The sequence below is a fragment of the Streptomyces sp. NPDC051677 genome (assembly GCF_044453465.1).
In the GTDB taxonomy this organism is placed as follows: domain Bacteria; phylum Actinomycetota; class Actinomycetes; order Streptomycetales; family Streptomycetaceae; genus Streptomyces.
This window is the reverse complement of the sequence record NZ_JBITCT010000043.1, coordinates 1-17,430: the sequence shown is the minus strand read 5'-3', so window position 1 is coordinate 17,430 and position 17,430 is coordinate 1. Positions and strand designations below refer to the sequence as shown.

Annotated in this window: 15 protein-coding genes and 2 pseudogenes; 9 read left to right on the top strand and 8 right to left on the bottom strand. The window is 68.4% G+C overall.

What is annotated here, in order from left to right; genetic code table 11:
• Positions 1–369 precede the first annotated feature (369 nt).
• The gene (locus ACIBAF_RS37120) at positions 370–1,296 is read left to right on the top strand and encodes a S8 family peptidase (RefSeq protein WP_399469054.1); all 927 of its coding nucleotides are present in this window, start codon (positions 370–372) and stop codon (positions 1,294–1,296) included.
• Between the two features lie 561 nt (positions 1,297–1,857).
• Entirely contained in the window at positions 1,858–3,111 is a 1,254-nt protein-coding gene (locus ACIBAF_RS37115; RefSeq protein WP_399469052.1) for an Ig-like domain-containing protein, read from the top strand.
• A gap of 119 nt (positions 3,112–3,230) precedes the next feature.
• Here ACIBAF_RS37115 and ACIBAF_RS37110 read toward each other — a convergent pair whose 3' ends face one another.
• The 4 genes from ACIBAF_RS37110 to ACIBAF_RS37095 form a co-directional block, all read right to left on the bottom strand.
• Positions 3,231–3,839, bottom strand: coding sequence for a DUF4291 domain-containing protein (locus ACIBAF_RS37110; RefSeq protein ID WP_399469050.1), 609 nt, complete (start codon positions 3,837–3,839; stop codon positions 3,231–3,233).
• A gap of 183 nt (positions 3,840–4,022) precedes the next feature.
• Positions 4,023–4,415, bottom strand: a complete 393-nt coding sequence (locus ACIBAF_RS37105; protein ID WP_399469048.1) for a VOC family protein — start codon at positions 4,413–4,415, stop codon at positions 4,023–4,025.
• A complete protein-coding gene (locus ACIBAF_RS37100; protein WP_399469046.1) occupies positions 4,412–4,714 on the bottom strand; it encodes an ArsR/SmtB family transcription factor in 303 nt (100 codons plus the stop codon). The genes ACIBAF_RS37105 and ACIBAF_RS37100 overlap by 4 nt, the downstream gene beginning before the upstream one ends.
• A gap of 31 nt (positions 4,715–4,745) precedes the next feature.
• Complete coding sequence (locus ACIBAF_RS37095) at positions 4,746–5,810, bottom strand: LD-carboxypeptidase (RefSeq protein ID WP_399469044.1); 1,065 nt, start codon at positions 5,808–5,810, stop codon at positions 4,746–4,748.
• A gap of 76 nt (positions 5,811–5,886) precedes the next feature.
• On the opposite strand from ACIBAF_RS37095, the pseudogene ACIBAF_RS37090 reads away from it, so the two are divergent.
• From ACIBAF_RS37090 to ACIBAF_RS37075, 4 genes and pseudogenes are all read left to right on the top strand, one after another.
• Positions 5,887–6,185 (top strand): annotated as a pseudogene (locus ACIBAF_RS37090) (ISKra4 family transposase); the annotation flags it as partial.
• A 91-nt stretch (positions 6,186–6,276) separates the two neighbouring features.
• Positions 6,277–6,966 carry a metal-dependent hydrolase gene (locus ACIBAF_RS37085; protein WP_399469042.1) on the top strand — a complete coding sequence of 230 codons (690 nt, stop codon included), beginning with the start codon at positions 6,277–6,279 and terminating at the stop codon, positions 6,964–6,966.
• On the top strand, positions 6,966–7,538 hold the full coding sequence (locus tag ACIBAF_RS37080) for a helix-turn-helix domain-containing protein (protein ID WP_399469040.1): 573 nt from the start codon (positions 6,966–6,968) through the stop codon (positions 7,536–7,538). Before ACIBAF_RS37085 ends, ACIBAF_RS37080 begins: the two co-directional genes overlap by 1 nt.
• A gap of 15 nt (positions 7,539–7,553) precedes the next feature.
• The gene (locus ACIBAF_RS37075) at positions 7,554–8,612 is read left to right on the top strand and encodes a threonine aldolase family protein (RefSeq protein ID WP_399469038.1); all 1,059 of its coding nucleotides are present in this window, start codon (positions 7,554–7,556) and stop codon (positions 8,610–8,612) included.
• A gap of 247 nt (positions 8,613–8,859) precedes the next feature.
• Here ACIBAF_RS37075 and ACIBAF_RS37070 read toward each other — a convergent pair whose 3' ends face one another.
• Positions 8,860–9,477, bottom strand: coding sequence for a GNAT family N-acetyltransferase (locus ACIBAF_RS37070; RefSeq protein ID WP_399469036.1), 618 nt, complete (start codon positions 9,475–9,477; stop codon positions 8,860–8,862).
• 187 nt (positions 9,478–9,664) lie between these two features.
• On the bottom strand, positions 9,665–10,102 hold the full coding sequence (locus ACIBAF_RS37065; RefSeq protein WP_399469034.1) for a VOC family protein: 438 nt from the start codon (positions 10,100–10,102) through the stop codon (positions 9,665–9,667).
• A 751-nt stretch (positions 10,103–10,853) separates the two neighbouring features.
• On the opposite strand from ACIBAF_RS37065, the gene ACIBAF_RS37060 reads away from it, so the two are divergent.
• Positions 10,854–12,524: a purine-cytosine permease family protein gene (locus ACIBAF_RS37060; RefSeq protein ID WP_399469032.1), complete on the top strand. Its 1,671-nt coding sequence runs from the start codon at positions 10,854–10,856 to the stop codon at positions 12,522–12,524.
• Between the two features lie 150 nt (positions 12,525–12,674).
• On the opposite strand, the pseudogene ACIBAF_RS37055 reads toward ACIBAF_RS37060, so the two are convergent.
• Positions 12,675–13,053: pseudogene (locus tag ACIBAF_RS37055) on the bottom strand (superoxide dismutase).
• 300 nt (positions 13,054–13,353) lie between these two features.
• Between ACIBAF_RS37055 and ACIBAF_RS37050 the strand changes: the two are divergent.
• Positions 13,354–13,905, top strand: coding sequence for a DUF1707 domain-containing protein (locus ACIBAF_RS37050; RefSeq protein ID WP_399469030.1), 552 nt, complete (start codon positions 13,354–13,356; stop codon positions 13,903–13,905).
• A gap of 485 nt (positions 13,906–14,390) precedes the next feature.
• On the opposite strand, the gene ACIBAF_RS37045 is transcribed toward ACIBAF_RS37050, so the two are convergent.
• Entirely contained in the window at positions 14,391–16,310 is a 1,920-nt protein-coding gene (locus ACIBAF_RS37045) for an ABC transporter ATP-binding protein (RefSeq protein ID WP_399469028.1), read from the bottom strand.
• Positions 16,311–16,550: 240 nt separating this feature from the next.
• Between ACIBAF_RS37045 and ACIBAF_RS37040 the strand changes: the two genes are divergently transcribed.
• The gene (locus ACIBAF_RS37040) at positions 16,551–17,339 is read left to right on the top strand and encodes a hypothetical protein (protein ID WP_399469026.1); all 789 of its coding nucleotides are present in this window, start codon (positions 16,551–16,553) and stop codon (positions 17,337–17,339) included.
• The last annotated feature ends 91 nt before the right edge of the window (positions 17,340–17,430 follow it).

The following is a 17,430-nucleotide window of genomic DNA, read 5'->3' as shown; positions in this document are numbered from 1 at the left end:
GCGCGGCAACGGAACCGATCGGCGGCGCTGCACGGCGCTCCTGCCACGCGCCACCGGGATCGTCTCCGGTGAGCGCGTGAACCGCCCCACCCGCACCTCGCTGCAACCGTCCGCCCCCTGTAGTCGTCTTGTGCGCTGACTGTGTACGAAAACGGGCATGTGGGGGACGTTGTGACGCGGAACGTGACGAAGGCCGGTCTCATGGCGGTGGCCATCGCATCACTGCTCGGGGCCTCGGCCTGCGGCGGGAAAGCCGGCGCAGCGCCCGCGGAGAGCCACGGAACCCTCCCCGCATACGGGAAGGGGGAGTCCGCCGCGTCCGCCGGCGAGGGGGCTGGGTCCGGCTCGGCAACGACATCTCCCGGCACCGTGGGGACGTTGTCCGGTATCGCGCAGGCCGCGGCGTCGCCCATCACCCGGCACGTGCCGTGGAACCTGGACATTCTGGACCAGCGGTCGCGGCCGCTGAACGGGAAGCTCACCACCACCGCCACGGGCAAGGGCGTGCACGTCTACGTGATCGACACCGGGATGGACATCGCCCACAAGGAGTTCGGCGGACGCGCCCATCTCGGCGCCGACTTCGTGGGCCCGAAGGACTCCGGTGACTGCTTCAACGAGGAGGGGACCGGCCACGGCACGTTCGTCGCGGGCATCATCGGCGGGGCGAAGTACGGGGTGGCGCCCAAGGCGGAGCTCGTACGGGTCCAGGGCATCCTGTGCGAGAGCGAGGGCGGCGGCTCCCCGGCGGCGGCCGAGGCGGCCCTGGTGAAGTCGGTCAACTGGGTCACCGCGCACGCTCAGAAGCCGGCGGTGGTGAACATGTCGCTCAACCTCGACCACCGGTCGGCGGCCCTGGAGTCCGCCGTGAAGAAGATGGTCGACGCGGGGATCCCGACGGTGGTGTCGGCCGGCAACTTCCATGACGACGCCTGCAAGCACTCCCCGGCCGGCGTCCCCGGCACGATCGTCGTGGCGGCCTCCACCTCCAACGACCGCGCGTGGAGCGACGGCGGCTCCTACGGATCGGGGTACGGACGGTGCGTGGACCTGTACGCCCCCGGCCAGAAGGTGACCGCCGCCCTCGCCGGCGGCGGCACGACCACGCAGAACGACGGCGCCACGTCCTGGGCCGCCCCGCACGCGACCGGCGTGATCGCGCTGTACCTGTCGGCACACCCCCACGCCACGGCCAAAGAGGTCCACGTCTGGCTCGACCACACGGCCACCCGCGGCGTCGTACACGACGTCCGCTCCGACACTCCCAACCGGCTGCTCAACACCGGCGGCCTCTGACCTGACCCGGCCGACCCGGGCGCATGCCCACCCAAACCGCCCCGCCCCACTGAAATGGCGGGCCCAGCCGCGCGACCACCGCACCCACCTCAGGCGAGCTCCTCCGCAGGCCCGCCCAGGCGGCCCTGTCGACGGCCGAGGAGCCGTGGGCAACCCGCTGCTGCCCCACTTCGGCGCAACCCATGACCGTGCGCTCGCCGCCGAGGCCCGAGGCCGGCAGCCTTTTCGGTGGGGAGTGTCCGGATCCCAGCCACGCGCCGCCGTGTGACGTGTCCTCAGGACAAGCGTGGCCTCGGCGCCGCGTCAGCCCGCTCGTCGTCTGCACGGTGTCGTGCGCGAGACCCGGCCGGTCACGGTGAGCGCGGCCGCTGCCGGACGGTTCGAGGAGCCGGCGGAGCAGTAGCAGTTCCGGATCGAACGCGATGTATCTCGACGACGCGCCCGACAATGCGTGGGGTTCACCACAATTTACCCATTTATGGACAGAGGCATGTCTATAAGTGATGGGAAAGCTGGTTGCACTCCTGCGGCGATCAGCACAGGGATGCAGAAGACCAGTGGTTGGAGAAGCGGTTGATCGCGCTGTGTAAACGACGCACCGGACTGGTGGCTACGGCCGGCGTACTCGGCGGGGTACTCGCAGTCACAGCCTTCGGCGGTACCGGCAACGCGGCCGCCAGCGGCAACGATGCCGGGAACCAGCCGAAATCGCAGGCGGGGGTAAAGCAGGCGGACGCCCAGGAAGCCTCCGACGCCCGAATAGAGATAACGCCCGGGCAAGGCGCCTACGCCGTCGGGATCAACGGCCCGGTCAGTGTCACCGTCAGCAACGGCAAGCTCACCAAGGTGACCATGACCGCCGTCGCGACGGGCGCCGAGATCCCGGGCACCCTGTCCGCGGACGGTACCTCCTGGAAGCCGAACGGCCAGCTGGACCGTGCCACGAAGTACCAGATCGCCGCAGAGGCCGAGGACGCCAAGGGCCGCTCCGCCACCGCTGGCGCCACGATCACCACGGTCTCCCCGGCCAACGACTTCATCGGGCACCTCTCCCCCGAGGACGGCTCGACCGTCGGCGTGGCCATGCCGGTGACAGTCGATTTCGACAAGGCGATCAGCGACAAGGCCACCGTGCAGTCGGAGATCCAGGTCAGCTCCAGCAGCGGCCAGTGGGTCGTCGGCCACTGGCTCAACGACCACCGCCTGGACTTCCGCCCCAGGAATTACTGGAAGCCCGGCTCCATCGTCACCGTCACGCTCAACCGCCACGGCATCCAGAAGACGGTCACGTTCAAGATCGGCCGGAGCCAGATCAGCACCGTCGACGCGAAGACGAAGCAGATGACCGTCGCCCGGAACGGCAAGACGATCAAGACCTTCCCGATCTCGGCGGGCAGCTCCGAGCACCCGACGTACAACGGCCAGATGGTGATCTCCGAGAAGTTCAGGCACATCCATATGAACGGTGCGAGCGTCGGCCTCACGGAGAAGGACGGCAAGCCCTCGTACGACATCAAGGCCGTACCGCACGCCATGCGCCTGACCGACTCGGGCACGTTCATCCACGGCAACTACTGGGGCGCCGACTCGGTCTTCGGCAAGGTCAACACCAGCCACGGCTGCATTGGCCTGAAGGATGTCAGGGGTGGCGGCGACGGCAGGCAACCCGCCACGTGGTTCTTCGACCACTCGATGATCGGCGACGTCGTGATCGTCAAGAACTCCCAGGACAAGACCATGCTGGCCCCGGACAACGGTCTCAGCGATTGGAACATGCCGTGGAGCGAGTGGGTCGCGGGCAGCCCGAGCACCTGACATCAGGCCGCTCTCCACGCAGACGAACCGGCGTCCGAACAGCCCTTTGGCCTGGGGCCCCGCAGAAGAGATCAAGGCCCTCGGTTTCACCGGCATTTTGAACCTCCCGCACAGGTACATCAACCAGGGCCGCGCGGATGCTGACCGCAGCCAGATCTCCCCCATCTACCCGGGGAAAGGATGTGTTCCAGTGTCCGTGGCAGTGGATACACCCGCTCTGCGGGGAATAGCCGCTGGGCTTTGGCAGCGTGCCCGGTTTGTGTCAGTGCCGCGGCCTTGCGGACCTGGGGGGTGAGGTCGGTGAGGCTGACGATCCAGTCGTCGGTGAAGGTGCGGATCAGATTGCGGCCGATGCCGACCTGGATGCTGTAGTGGTTCAGTGCCGCTCCGCGCAACGAGCGTTCCGGGTCCCACTGGACATGCACGGCTGCCTGTGCAACAACTGCCGGATCCGCGGTCGTGAGCACAGCCTGGGACAGAGCTTCCTCCCAGCCCTGCCGGGTTATCCGCACTGCGAGCACGCGCTCTTGACCGGGTTTGCGGGCCCAGTTGCTGCGGTGCATGAGCCACAGGAATGAGGGCTTGATCCATGTCATCCTGTGGAATGAGAACGGCGCAACGAAGCGGCCCGCTCGCAGTGCTGCATCGGCAATGACAGGCGCGTATGCCTGGTAGACCACGATCGTGTCAGCATCGTAGTCTGCGCGGATCTGGTACCGGGGTGCCATGCGCCGCACCCTGCCACTGGGTCCACCCGCCTCGCGAAGCATTTTCCCCACCCCCGCCCTCGGCCGTGGCGGGCGCGTCGACAGGTGACCAACGGGGTGTTGTGGCGGTTGCGGACCGGGCGCGAACTCCAGGGCGAGGGTTCGGTCGCTGCGGCGACCGGGCGCTCGCGCGAGGCTGACCGCTTACCGCGGCTGGGTCGCGATCTGGATCAGGTTGCCGCAGGTGTCGTCGAAGACGGCGGTGGTGACAGGGCCCATCGCCAGGGGCTCCTGGGTGAAGCGAACGCCGAGGCCGCGCAGACGCTCGTACTCCGCCTCTACGTCGTCGACGGCGAACTGGGCGAGCGGGATGCCGTCCTTGACGAGCGCGTCGCGGTACGGCTTGACGGCCGGGTGGCCGGCGGGCTCCAGGAGGAGTTCGGTGCCGCCGGGCTGGTCGGGCGAGACGACGGTCAGCCACCGGGCCTCCTCGCCCAATGGGACGTCGTGCTTCTTCACGAAGCCGAGGATCTCGGTGTAGAAGTGCTCGGCCTTGGCCTGGTCGTCGACGAAGACGCTGGTCAGATGGATCTTCATGGAGCGCTCTTCTCTGGTCCGGAGGGGTCGGGCACGGGCCATCGCTCGGCTATCTGCCGCAGCGGGGCCGTGTTCAGGTCGTGGACCTTGTAGCGGCCCTCCCGTCTGGTCTCGACGAGGCCGGCAGCCTCCAGCACGGCGAGGTGCTGGGAGACCGCCTGGCGAGAGATGCCGAGCTGGTGCTTCATGCTCAGTCGGGAGCAGATCTCGAACAGTGTCTGTCCGGACTTCTCCGCGAGCTCGTCGAGGATGGTGCGGCGGGTGGGGTCGGCCAGTGCTTTGAAGAGGTCGTCGGCCACAACACAGGATAGGCAAGTGTTCACTTGCCTATCAAGTCGGGGACGGCGGCCTGCGGCGGGCGAAGCCGTGCTCGACCGGTCCCGTCATCGTGTGCGGCCGTACCGCCGGTTCGAGCAGCGACAATGTCCGCTGCTGCGCGTCGAGGCCCACCCGGATGCCGACCGGCATCGGCAGATTCGGGCCGGCGTGTCCGAACTCGACGTTGCCCAGGACGGGGATGTCACGGTCGCCGAGGACGTCGAGGACTATCTCGCGCAGGCTCGGGGACGCGTCGGGCGCGCCTGCCCCGAGTCCGTCGATCCCGTCCGGGACGCCCACGACCATGCCTGCGATCCGATCGAGGATTCCGCAGTGCCGCAGCACCTGCAGATAGCTCCACACATACGCGGCCAGACCCCCCGCCTCCTCCCAGAACAGCACCGCACCGTCGAACCACTCCAGCGGCAGCGCGTACGGCGTCGCCTGCGCAAGCACGATGCGATTGATCACCCCGCCGATGAGGCGGCCTTCGGCCCGACCGGGACGCCAGCACTCCCACGACGGGGTGGCCGGCAGCGCACCGATCGCCTCCGTGCCGGTCAGCAGCGTCGAGTAGAGCCTCTCGAGCTCCGCTCTGCGCGCCGCGGGCGCGGTCTGCCACGCCCCGCCGAGACCGGGCGTGGCCAAGTCGGTGTGGAACCCGACCAGGCCCGTGCGCGCGTAGAGCACCAGATGCAGCAGCGAGATGTCGCTGTAGCCGAGGATCGGCTTGGGGTCGGCAGTGATCGCCTCGACGTCGATCAGGTCCAGGTAGCCGAGCGCCGTCTGCCCGCCGTCGTGCGCGATGATCGCGCGCACCTCGGGATCACGCAGGAGAGTGTTGAGCTCCTCGGCGATCTCCGCCGGCCGAGCCGCGCTCCACCAACGGTGCCGCCCCGCTTCGAGCAGCGGCGCCCGACACACACGGAATCCCATCCGCACGAGTACGACCACGGCCTGTTCGAGGTCGGGCTCGTAAGCGGCATGGAGCGGCCCGGACAGCGACGCGATGACTACGAGATCTCCGGGTGCCAGGGCACGAGGTCGAAGCAGTTGAGGCAGTGCCGTATGAATCACCGAGGCAGTGTCGCGACACCCGTGACAACAGGCTACTCATTTACCGATGGGTGCGGCTCCTCCGAAGGGAACGTGGGCCGTCGACGCCTGCGTCGGCTATCTCCCCGGCCACCTCGACCAGCTTGGCTACGACACCGCTCTGGCGCGGGCCGGCCGATCGCCCCCGGCGCGATCGAGGGCGCCTGCCGCCGCCTGATCGGCGACCACCTCGACGTCACCGGCGCCCGATGGGGTCTGGCTGACGCCGAAGCCGTCCTCGGACTCCGCGCCCCGAACGACGACGGCGACTTCGCCGAGTAGTCGACCTTCCACCTCGCCCGGGAGCATGAACGTCTCCACCCCACCCCCGACCAGCACGATGACCGACTCACGGCCCGACCCACGGACTTCCCGGAGCTGGAGCTACACCCAACTCCCATCGTTCGTTATAGTGAACGTAGCGTTCATCGAACTTAGCGAGGGTGTCATGCAGGTTCCCGCCTACTATGCGGACACGTACGAGGGGCAGGCCCAGACCCAGGTCGCTGCCATAGGCGAGCACGACGGCACACCGTGGGTGGCGGTCGAGCACTGTCTGTTCCACCCCCAGGGTGGCGGTCAGCCGGCCGACCGCGGTTGGGTGGACGGTCACGGGATCGTCCCCGTGCGGGATCACGACTCCGGGCTCGTCGTGGCCGTGGCCTGCGGTGAGACGGTGCTGCCGGTCTTCTCGGCCGGGCAGCCGGTCGAGGTTCGCATCGATCTTCCGACGCGCCTCGCGCATGCCGCCCTGCATACCGCCGGCCACCTGATCGAGGCGGCCGGACGGGCACAGGGCTGGGTGCTGGCTGCCAACAACCACTTCCCCGGCCAAGCCCGGATCGAGTTCACCGCGCCGACGCCCGACGCCCGCTTGGACACCCCGGAGGGCAGGGAGGAGGCCACCGAGGCCCTGCGGACGGAGGTCGCCAAGGCTATTGCCGAGGACCTGCCCGTGACCTGGGAGAGCGACGCCGAGGGGCGTCGCATCGTGCACCTGGCCCACCTGCACTCGGCTCCGTGCGGGGGAACCCATGTGCGCAGCCTCGGTGACCTCGCCGACGTCGTACTGCCGACACTGAAGGTCAAAAAAGGCCGCATCCGCGTCTCCTACAGCGCCACCCACCGGGAGCGGTGATGCCGCCGCCTGGGGAGCGCCGGCCCGCCAGCAGCACCGCAATCGCGGTCGGTGCGCAGATCCGCCAGCGCCGCGAGCAGCGCGGCATGAGCAGTGCCGAGCTGGCCCGCAGGGCGGGCCTGGGCAAGGCGACGCTGTCGAAGCTGGAGGCCGGGCGGGGAAACCCGACCATCGAAACCCTCGACGCGCTCGCGATCGCCCTGCGCATCCCCTTGACCGACCTTCTGACCCGCGACACCGACCCGGGGCCGGTGTTCCTGCCCGGCACCGACCTGGCCGACGGCGAAGTGGGACGCGAGCTGCTGCGCCGTATCAGCAGCGGCAACAGCCTGGAGATCTGGCGGCTGCGCATGCCCCCCGGCACACACCTGGACGGCGTGCCGCACGCGACCGGCACCATCGAGCACCTGCTCGTCTCCGCCGGTCACCTCACCGCCGGGCCCGCCGACGCTCCCACCGACCTGCACCCCGGCGACCTGCTCGCCTTCGCGGGAGATGCCCCGCACGTCTACCGCACCGGCCCCGAGGCGGCCGACGTCACCGTCGTCATCGCCTCCCCCATCATCACCTGAAAGACACCCCTGCACATGAGCGTCCCCGCCCCCATCACGCCCCAGCGGACATTCACCAGCGACAACACCGCCGGCACCTGCCCGGAGATCGTCCAGGCCGTCACCGCGGCAGCCGCCGGCCAGGATCTGCCCTACGGCGCCGACCGGTTCACCGCCAGCGCCGGCGCCCGTTTCGCCGAGGTCTTCGAACGCGACGTCGACTTCCTGCCCGTCTCCACCGGGTCCGCAGCCAATGCCCTCAGCTTGGCCGCCCTCACCCCGCCGTGGGGCAGTGTGCTGTGCCACCGCGACAGCCACGTCAACACCGACGAGTGCGGCGCGCCGGAGTTCTTCACCAACGGCGCCAAGCTTGTTCCGCTGTCCGGCGACGACGCCCGAATCGACCCCGCCGAGCTGCGCACGGCCGCGACGCGGAGGATCGGCGACGTGCACAGCGTGCAGCCTTCCGTGCTCAGCATCACCCAGGCCACCGAGACCGGCGCCCTCTACACCCTCGCCGAAATCCGGGATCTGGGCCGCATCGCCAAGGACGCGGGCCTGTACGTCCACATGGACGGAGCCCGCTTCGCCAACGCCGTCGCCGCCCTGGGCTGCACCCCGGCCGAGCTGACTTGGCAGGCAGGCATCGACGTCCTGTCCTTCGGGGCGACCAAGAACGGCACCATGACCGCCGATGCCATCGTCGTCTTCGACCGCGCCCTCACCCCGGAACTGTCCTTCAGGGCCAAGCGCGCCGGCCAGCTCACCTCCAAGATGCGCTTCCAGTCCGCCCAGCTCGACGCCTACCTCACCGACGGCCTGTGGCTGCGCAACGCCGCCCACGCCAACACGATGGCCGAACGCCTGGGCAACGGGCTCAAGGCCATCCCCGGCGCCGATCTGCTGCATGCCGTCGAGGCCAACCTCCTTTTCTGCCGCCTGCCCCAGCCGGTCATCGACCAGCTCCTGGCCGAAGGATTCGCCTTCTACCACGACCGTTGGGAGCCGGGTGTCTGCCGCTTCGTCACCTCTTTCTCCAACACCGAGCACGACATCGACGCTCTCCTTGAGGCCGTACGCCGCCTCGCCACCTGATGACTCCTGGAAGTCGAAGGCTGACGCGATGGCAGAGCGTCTGCCGTGCAAGCCTGCCGCCGAACCAGCATCGAAGGCATCGCATCGTCTTCAAGCGGCTGGTCGACGCCTGCCACCCGTCGGCGCGGCCTACTGCTCGGCAGATACGACGACGGCGTTACCCCTGTTGGTACGCGGGCCGCACCGCCAACCTCGCCCAGTGGGCCAGCGGTGCGCTCGCCGGCCTTATCGCCCCGGCCCGGTGCCGTCATCCGTGAACGGGCTGGTCGTTCTCCGCCGGGTGGGGCAGCCGATCGTGATGTTCGTATCTGATCCGCGGCTTGTCGTCGGCGACGGCCGGCTTGGGCTCGGGGCTGCTGGCGGCGTCGCCAGGTGGCTGGAGGTCGCGCTGGTACCAAGTGCCTGACTTGCCGCCGAGATCGGCCGGGGTGGCAGGGCCAACCGGGACGAACCCAGCCTTGGCCAAGACTCTCTGGGACGCGGCGTTGTCGTGGGAGGTGGCCGCCCGCAGTGTGCGCAGGCCGTGCATCGCCGTCGCCATCCGGCACAGCTCCCGGACGGTCGCGGTCGCCACGCCGCGGCCGGCGACCCGCTCCGCGACCCGGTAGCCGAGTCTGGCAGTGCCGTCCTCCGAGTCGTACAGGTTGAACCTGCCGAGTACCGAGCCGTCCTCGGCGACGAGCACGTAGAAGGCGCAGACGCCGGCCTCCTGCTCGGCCAGCGAGGCGTTGTACCGGTCGGTGAACTGGTCGAAGAAGCCGTCGCCGCGGTCGGAGATCGAGGCAGCGAAGTAGGTGCGGTTCGCCAGCTCGAAGGCCAGGACCGCCGGGGCGTGGCCGGCATGCAGCCGCTTCAGCTCGGGCATTGCCCGACTCTATCCAGATCGTGCGCTGAGGCCACCTGAGTTTGCGCCAGTGCCAGACAGTCCCAGCAATCCTCATTCTCGCTGGTCAGAGGCAACCAGAGCCAACCAGAGGCAATTTCTGCGTTCTTGACCACCATTGGGACAGCCCACCGCGTGAAAGCGCGAGGCTAATCGACCCGATCAGCCGTCAGTTCTTCTTCAGCTCCTGGGCGAGCATCACAAGGATTCCGCTGGGGCCGCGGACGTACGTGAGTTTGTAGACGTCCTCATAGGTCGCCACACCGCGAAGCGGACGGCATCCGTGCTTTGCGGCTGCCTCAAGGGCTTTGTCGATGTCGTCAACCGAGAAGGCGACGCGATGCATGCCGATCTCGTTGGGAAGAGTGGGCCCCGACTCGATCGCTTCGGGGTGGATGTACTCGAAGAGCTCAAGGCGACCGTGACCGTCTGGCGTCTGGAGCATCGCGATTTTGGCGTGATTGCCATCAAGGCCGACGGCGGTGTCGGTCCACTCACCACTGACCGTGTCACGGCCGACGACGGTGAGGCCGAGGTCGGTGAAAAAGGAGATCGTTGCTTCGAGGTCGCGAACGGCGATGCCGACGTTCTCAAGTTTGATGGCCATGCGTTGCATGCTACCGAGCCGCGCCGCTCGGGTGCTTCTGGCAAGGATGCATTCGAGTACCAGGGCACCTGGAAAGTGCCTCCGACGGTGGCGGGAACAAGGACCTCAGAAATCCTCATGATGCCCGGGGGAACGCGCCGCAACGCATGCACTGTGCGCACCGAGTGGGTCGCGTCAGCGGCAGGAGGCGCCCACCGGGGTGAGTCCAACTCCTCGATCGTGCGGTCGAGATGCAGCAGACGGTCCATAGGGCGGCCTATGTTCACCGAAACAGGCAGGACTCCCAGCATCAGGTCACCACCACTTCGCGGAATGTGCTCGCACCGGACATCGCCCCCGTCGCCTACAGGCGCCTTGGACGTGGCTCGTGTATTGCTTCCTCACCTGGCCTGCAGGGTCCCGCAGCCGCCTCCCGAGAGCCTTCCGAAACGCTACCTTCATCCCGGAAGCATGTAGGGGTAACGACCGCCTCCTAGCGTCCCCCGTCATGGACATGAAGGTCTGTACGCCCCCGCCCGCCGGCCGGATCCACAGCGACTCCCGCACCTCGCGCCGGTCTCCGTGACATCACCTGAGGAGTTCTGAAGCGACCGGATCGCCCGCCCCACGGACCACCCGGGCTGTCCCGCCTCCGCTCTCTGCTCCCCCACTCCCGCTCAGCCAACGTTGTCACACGGGCCCGGCGCCCTCGCCCATCTCCGATGTGAGGCACCCCCACAGCAGTCCCCGACCCGCAGCAAGGAGGCGCGGTATGAGCACCGAGCCACGACTGGCAGAAGTCACCGAGCAGGAACCGGCGCAGAAGGCAGCGCCCGGTACCGACCAGGCCGTCAGGGAGACCCTGGAGGACTACACCCTCCGCTTCGCGCCCCGCAGTTACCGCCGCTGGACCCCCATGGTCGTGGCGACCACCGCCCTCGGCGGCATCGCGTACATGGCCGACTTCTCCATCGGCGCCGGCATCGGTCTGGCCCACGGCACCGGCAACGCGCTCGTGGCGATCGCCGTCGCCGCCGTCGTCATCTTCGTCACCGGCTTCCCGCTCGCCTACTACGGCGCCCGCTACAACATCGACCTCGACCTGATCACCCGCGGCTCCGGCTTCGGCTACTACGGCTCGGTCCTCACCAGCGTCATCTTCGCCAGCTTCACGTTCATCTTCTTCGCCCTCGAAGGCTCGATCATGGCCCAGGGCCTCAAGCTCGGCCTCGGACTGCCGCTCTGGCTCGGCTACGCGGTCTCCACGCTGATGGTGATCCCATTGGTGATCTACGGCATGAAGGCGCTCAGCAAACTCCAGGTGTGGACGACACCGGTCTGGCTGGTGCTGATGGTCGCCCCGCTGGTCTATCTGATCGCCACGGACCCGGGCACCGTGGACCGCTTTCTCTCCTACGCCGGCACCGACGGCGAAGGCGGCGTCAGCACCGCGTCCGTGCTGCTCGGCGCAGGCGTCTGCCTCTCTCTGATCGCCCAGATCGGCGAGCAGATCGACTACCTGCGCTTCATGCCGCCCAAAACCGAGGCCAACAAGCGCACTTGGTGGACCGCCGTCATCATGGCCGGACCCGGGTGGGTCGTCCTCGGCGCGCTCAAGCAGGCCATCGGTGTCTTTCTCGCCGTCTACATCCTCGCCAAGGTCGGCGCGGACGCCGCGCCCGAGCCGATCCAGCAGTTCCGCGGCGCCTTCGACGCGATGATGCCGTCCTGGCTGGTCGTCCCGCTGGCCGTCGCCCTCGTCGTGATCAGCCAGATCAAGATCAATGTCACGAACGCGTACTCCGGTTCGCTGGCATGGACCAACTCCTTCACCCGGGTCACCAAGCACTACCCCGGCCGCATGGTCTTCGTCCTGGTCAACCTCGGATTCGCGCTCGCCCTGATGGAAGCCGACATGTTCAGCTTCCTCAACGACATCCTCGGCTTCTACTCGAACTGCGCGATCGCCTGGGTGGTCACCGTCGCCACCGACATCGGCGTCAACAAGTACCTGCTGAAGCTGTCCCCGCTCCAGCCGGAGTTCCGCCGCGGCATGCTGTACGCCGTCAACCCGGTGGGGGTGGTGGCCTTCGTCGCGGCCTCCGGACTGTCGATCGCCCTGTACTTCCACGCCCTCGGCGACACCCTCCAGCCATACTCCCCCGTCGCCGCGGCCCTCATCGCGTTCGTCCTCACCCCGCTCATGGCGGTCGTCACCAAGGGCAGGTACTACCTGCGCCGCACCGACGACGGCATCGACGAGCCGCTCCTGGACGAGGACGGCAACCCCAGCGCCGTGACATACCAGTGCCACGTGTGCCGACAGGATTTCGAGCGACCCGACGTGGCCGCCTGCGTCACGCACGACGCCGTCGTCTGCTCGCTGTGCCTGAGCACCGACAGCGTCGGCGACCACGTGCTGTCGGCTGTGCCCACTGCCTGACGCCCCGTTACACCGCGGAAAACGAAGGGCTCCCGCAGGTCACGTCCTTGCGGGAGCCCTTCGTTGTGCCGCCTGCAGGTGAAGGTTGAGAAGACGATCACAAGCAGGACATGTGCGGAATGCAGCCGATGCGCGGTCGCGGCTACGGCGTCAGGGTGCGAGCAGCAGACTGTCGCCGCGTTCCTTGGCGGCGGCGTAACGCCGGGCGAGGTCCTGCCAGTTGACGACGGCCCACATGGCGTCGATGAAGTCGACCTTCTGGTTCTTGTACTGGAGGTAGAAGGCGTGCTCCCAGGCGTCGAAGGCCAGGATCGGGGTGGAGCCCTGGCCGACGTTGCCCTGGTGGTCGTAGACCTGCTCCACGATCAGCCGACCGCTCAGCGGCTCGTAGGCGAGGACGCCCCAGCCGGAGCCTCTTGGCGTACGCCGTGTGGTGCTTGTCGTGGTGCAGCTCGATGATCTGCGGGTTGATGACCGGTTCGAGCGCCGCGTAGTCGCAGGGAAGCTCCGGGAGCGTGTAAAACGCCATGTCCAACGCCCTCCGACTCTATTGCAACTAATATGCAGTTGCATAATAACAGCAGAAGAGTCCGTTTGCCGATCAGGCGTTGGTCCTGGGACCCGGTCGCGTCGCGCGCCACCGGCCGCCGCGACGACTGCCCGAGCAGGTGGCCGAACTCGCGGCCGCCGTCAGTCTGATCCGGAGCTACCCGCGCGCCACGGCTGGGCCATGTAGACCCGCAGGTAGTTGGTCTTGGTGCTCTCGGAACCCGGCCGGCCGCGTCGTTCGATCGGAGGCAGGCCGCCCGCTCGCAGGTAGAGTGACAATGTGACTTCCTTGCCGGAAAACCCGCCGTCACTGTTCAGCGAAGACGACCGCGACAGGGCCGTGCAGCGCCTGCAAGGGGCGTACGCCGAAGGGCACATCTCGCACGAGCAGCTGGACGAACGCCTCCATCAGGCGCTCACCGCCAGGACGAACAGCGAACTCGTAGCGGCGCTGGACTCGCTCCCGGAAGTCCCTGGGGAGAACGCCGGCACCACGTCGACGATCGCCGCTGCCGGCGGACGGATCAAGCGCAGCGGCGCATGGCGGGTACCTCGGATTCTCAAGGTCGAGTCCGCGTACGGAAGGGTGCGCCTGGACCTGTCCCGGGCGGTCATCGAGCATCCGGTGGTCGACATCGAGCTGCAACTCGGCACCGGCGGGGCGAAGATCACGGTGCCGCGCGACGCGATCGTAGAGTACGAGGATCTGCACACGGGGTGGAAGGACACCCGGTACAAGCCACGGCCGAGCTCCGGCCCCGGCGGGCCGACGATCCGGATCCTCGGGACGATGGGTTTCGGGCGCTTGACGATCCGCCACGCGCGACGTTGAGACCGCCACAGTCACCGTCTTCCGCGGAAAGTGGACGAACTGCGGTACCTGCGGCCCCGGTCTGGGGTCGGGCGAACCGTGGAGGCGGCGGCTGCTCCGGCGGCGAGGCTGTAGGTGAAGGCGCGCTCGGCAAGTCGACCTGACAGCGGCTCAGATCGCGGACCTGCATCAGAGTCCACTCGTTTTTCGACCCCGTCCTGTTGGCGGAGTCCTGCGAACTGCCGCGGGCACCACCCGGCCGGCTCCTTGTACCGCTCCCGGAACCGGTCCGCGGTGGCGCCCGCGGGGTCGATGACTTCACTGCGGCTGACGAGGGCGAGGCCGGTCGGTCCGCGTGGCTCCCGGAGCAGGGCGTGGCGGACTGCCCCGGGTCGAGCGGTGGCAGCGGTCGTTCACCCTCGTCCCGACGTTTCGCGGTTTGCCGCATGCGACGGACGTATCAGCACGACACCGTCAGCGGGCACGGATCTCCGTGACCGACTCGGTCACGTGGACCCGGTGCTCGTACGAGCGTGCGACGACGTCCTGCGGTCCCCGTCCGGTGCCGGGTCGACCGGTCCGGGCAGTCCGGCGGGACCGGCTCCCGGGACCGGGCATCCGAGGGCCGACTCGGTGCTCTCGCCGAGGAAGCCGCCCGACTGGTGCTGCCACAGCTTGGCGTAGGCGCCGTTCGCCACGAGCAGCTCCTCGTGGCTGCCCTGCTCAACGACGCTTCCGCGGTCGAGGACGACGAGACGGTCCATGCCGGCAACGGTGCTCAGACGGTGGGCGACCACGAGGGCCGTGCGTCCGTCCATCAACCGCCACAGGGCGTCCTGGACGAGGAGTTCGCTCTCCGAGTCCAGCGCGCTGGTCGCCTCGTCGAGCAGCAGGACCGGGGCGTCGCGCAGGATGGCCCTGGCGAGGGCGACGCGCTGGCGCTGGCCGCCCGACAGTTTCACTCCCCGCTCCCCCACCAGAGTGCCGAAGCCGTCGGGGAGTTGGTCGGCGAACTCCGTGACGTGCGCGGCCGCGGCCGCGGCGTGGATCTCCTCGTCGGTGGCGCCGGGCCGGGCGAAGGCGATGTTGTCCCGCAGGCTGCGGTGGAACATGGCGGGCTCCTGCGGGACGTAGGCGATCAGTGAGCGCAGGTCGGTCTGGCGCAGCCGGCTGATGTCCTGGCCGCCGATCAGGATGCGTCCCTCGTCGATGTCCGACATCCGCAGCAGGAGCCGGGTGAGTGTGGTCTTGCCGCCGCCGGACCTGCCGACCAGACCGATACGTGCGCCTGCGGGCACGTCCAGGGCGAGTCCCCGGAAAATCGGCTTCGCGCCCGCATGGGCGAAGGTCACCGCCTCGAAGCGAATGCCGGTGTCCCGCGATGCGAGCGGTTCGGGTTCCGTCGGGTCGAGCACGGTGGGCGGATCCAACAGCAGCTCGGTGAACTGCGCGGCCTCGGTCATCGAGCTTTCCAGACGCCGGTAGATCTGGTTGAACTCGAACATGATCTGGGTCGCGTTGGAGTAGTAGGTGAAAGCGACGACGACCTCCTCCACTCCCTGGCCCGGGCCGCCGAAGGCGATGGCGACCAACAGGCCCAGCACGTTGGTCAGCACGGACATGGGGGCGATCAGCGTGTCGACGCGCAGATTGCCGTAGTCCCAGGACCTCAGCGTCAGACGCCGGGAGTCCGCGACACGGCAGCGGTGTTCGTCGGCCTCCCGCCGCTCGGCCGCGAACGCCCGGATGGTCTCCATGTTCATGAGGCTGTCGGCGACGTGGCCGGAGACCCGGGCGATCGCCGCCTCACGGTCGTTGACGAGCCTCTGCCGGCGACGGATCAGAGGTGTCGCGGCCACCACGGTCAGCGCGATCATCACCAGAAGGCCGACGACGAGCATCGGTGCATAGCTCCACAGCACCACGGCGCCGAACACCAGGGGGACGAGACTGCCCACGATCCGGTACGTCACCGTGTCGACGAAGTCCTCGAAGCGCTTGCCGAAGCTCAGCACCCGTTTGGTCAGGGAGCCGGCGAAGTTGTCGTGGAAGAACGCCGCGTCCTTGGCGAGGAGTTCGTCCATGCCGCTCACGTACAGGTGTTCCATACCGAGGGCGTCCACGCGGTTCAGGCAGTGCTGCCCGACCCGCCACACGGCCTCGGCGAGCAGCAGCGTCACGCCGAAGCCCAGCACGTACGGCAGCGCCGAGTTGAGGGTGAGGCCGCCGTCGTCGGCGGCCTGTCCTGCCAGTTTGGCGATCAGTAGCGGGGCGACGTAGCGGGTGCCGATGTTGCCCAGGGCCGGCAGCAGCAGCGCGGGCAGGGCCAGCCGCCGTAGTCGCAGCAGTTCCCGTCCGTAGCGGCGCAGCGCCAGAACGACCGCGCTCCTGCCCGGCGTGGGCCCTCGCATATCTGTGGTCCCCATCACACTCCCGGTAGTTCGGAAGTCGGAAGTGTCCCGTTGAGGGAGGGTCTCAGTCCAGGCATTTACCGCGGACCGGCGAGAACCGGACACTCCGACTAACGCAAGCTCACCACCGGATACGTCCGCTGCGTAGATCGTGTGACGAGCGCGAAAGGTGTATTTCGCGTCTCTCTTGCCGCCGAAGGTAACCAGCAGCGCAGTTTCGCCTTCTTTAAGGGTGACCGACCTACTGGGGGAACGATGAACTGGTCCAGGGCCGTGGCCGTCACAGCGGCCGGTCTCATGTTGTGTGGGTGCGCCACCGCGGCGAGCACGGCCGGAGCGGCGCCGAGCACGGGCGCCTCCGCGCACAGGACCGCGTCCACCACCGCCGGCAGTCCGGCGACCACGCGCGGCAAGCCCGATCTGATCCTCAACGGCGAGACCGATGCCCGCCCCGGGCAACTGGTCCACATGATGCTCTACGGCGTCAGCCGCGCGCAGGGCGGCGACGCGGTGACCGCCCAGTCCCCCGCGTTGAGCGGCCCGTTACGGCTGCGATGGGAGGGCGACCACTACTGGGCCCTGGCGACCCTCAAGATGACGGACAAGCCCGGCTGGTATCCGCTGACGGTCGCAGTCCATGGCCGCACCGTGGCCCACGACAGGATCCAGGTCGTACGATCCGAGCGGCCCTCCTTCACCCTGCCGGCCTCGTGGGACGTGACCCGCCCCGGGGAGCCGGTGTGGATGGGTTTCGACGACCTGTACCCCGGTGAGCGGGGCACCGACTTCACCGTGCGGTCCGCGGCCCTGTCCGGGCCCGTGCGGCTCGTCCACGACGCGACCATGGACTTCTACAACCCGCGGGCCTTCTCGGCGCGGCCGGAGCTGAAGCCCGTCCTGGCGGACGGCACGTACACGTTCGAGCTGTACGGCCCGCACGGCCGCCGCATCGCCGAGAAACGCCTGAAGGTCCGCGCGTCCCGGCCCGGCGACCGCGACTACCTGGGCAAGGCGTACGGCCCCGAGTTCTACGATCCGGACTGAGGTTCCCCCGTCATGCGGGATGTGCTGATCAGCTGGTCAGCAGGGGTTGATGGGTGTTCAGATTCGTTGGTTCGGCCGTCGCCTGTTCGGC

Bases quoted from the DNA above. Each gene is read 5' to 3' on its own strand.
- ACIBAF_RS37110 (WP_399469050.1), bottom strand. From the start codon at position 3,839: ATGGCACCCCGGTACCAGATCCGCGCAGACTACGATGCTGACACGATC.
- ACIBAF_RS37105 (WP_399469048.1), bottom strand. From the start codon at position 4,415: ATGAAGATCCATCTGACCAGCGTCTTCGTCGACGACCAGGCCAAGGCC.
- ACIBAF_RS37085 (WP_399469042.1), top strand. From the start codon at position 6,277: ATGCAGGTTCCCGCCTACTATGCGGACACGTACGAGGGGCAGGCCCAG.
- ACIBAF_RS37080 (WP_399469040.1), top strand. From the start codon at position 6,966: ATGCCGCCGCCTGGGGAGCGCCGGCCCGCCAGCAGCACCGCAATCGCG.
- ACIBAF_RS37075 (WP_399469038.1), top strand. From the start codon at position 7,554: ATGAGCGTCCCCGCCCCCATCACGCCCCAGCGGACATTCACCAGCGAC.
- ACIBAF_RS37070 (WP_399469036.1), bottom strand. From the start codon at position 9,477: ATGCCCGAGCTGAAGCGGCTGCATGCCGGCCACGCCCCGGCGGTCCTG.
- ACIBAF_RS37065 (WP_399469034.1), bottom strand. From the start codon at position 10,102: ATGGCCATCAAACTTGAGAACGTCGGCATCGCCGTTCGCGACCTCGAA.
- ACIBAF_RS37060 (WP_399469032.1), top strand. From the start codon at position 10,854: ATGAGCACCGAGCCACGACTGGCAGAAGTCACCGAGCAGGAACCGGCG.
- ACIBAF_RS37045 (WP_399469028.1), bottom strand. From the start codon at position 16,310: ATGGGGACCACAGATATGCGAGGGCCCACGCCGGGCAGGAGCGCGGTC.
- ACIBAF_RS37040 (WP_399469026.1), top strand. From the start codon at position 16,551: ATGAACTGGTCCAGGGCCGTGGCCGTCACAGCGGCCGGTCTCATGTTG.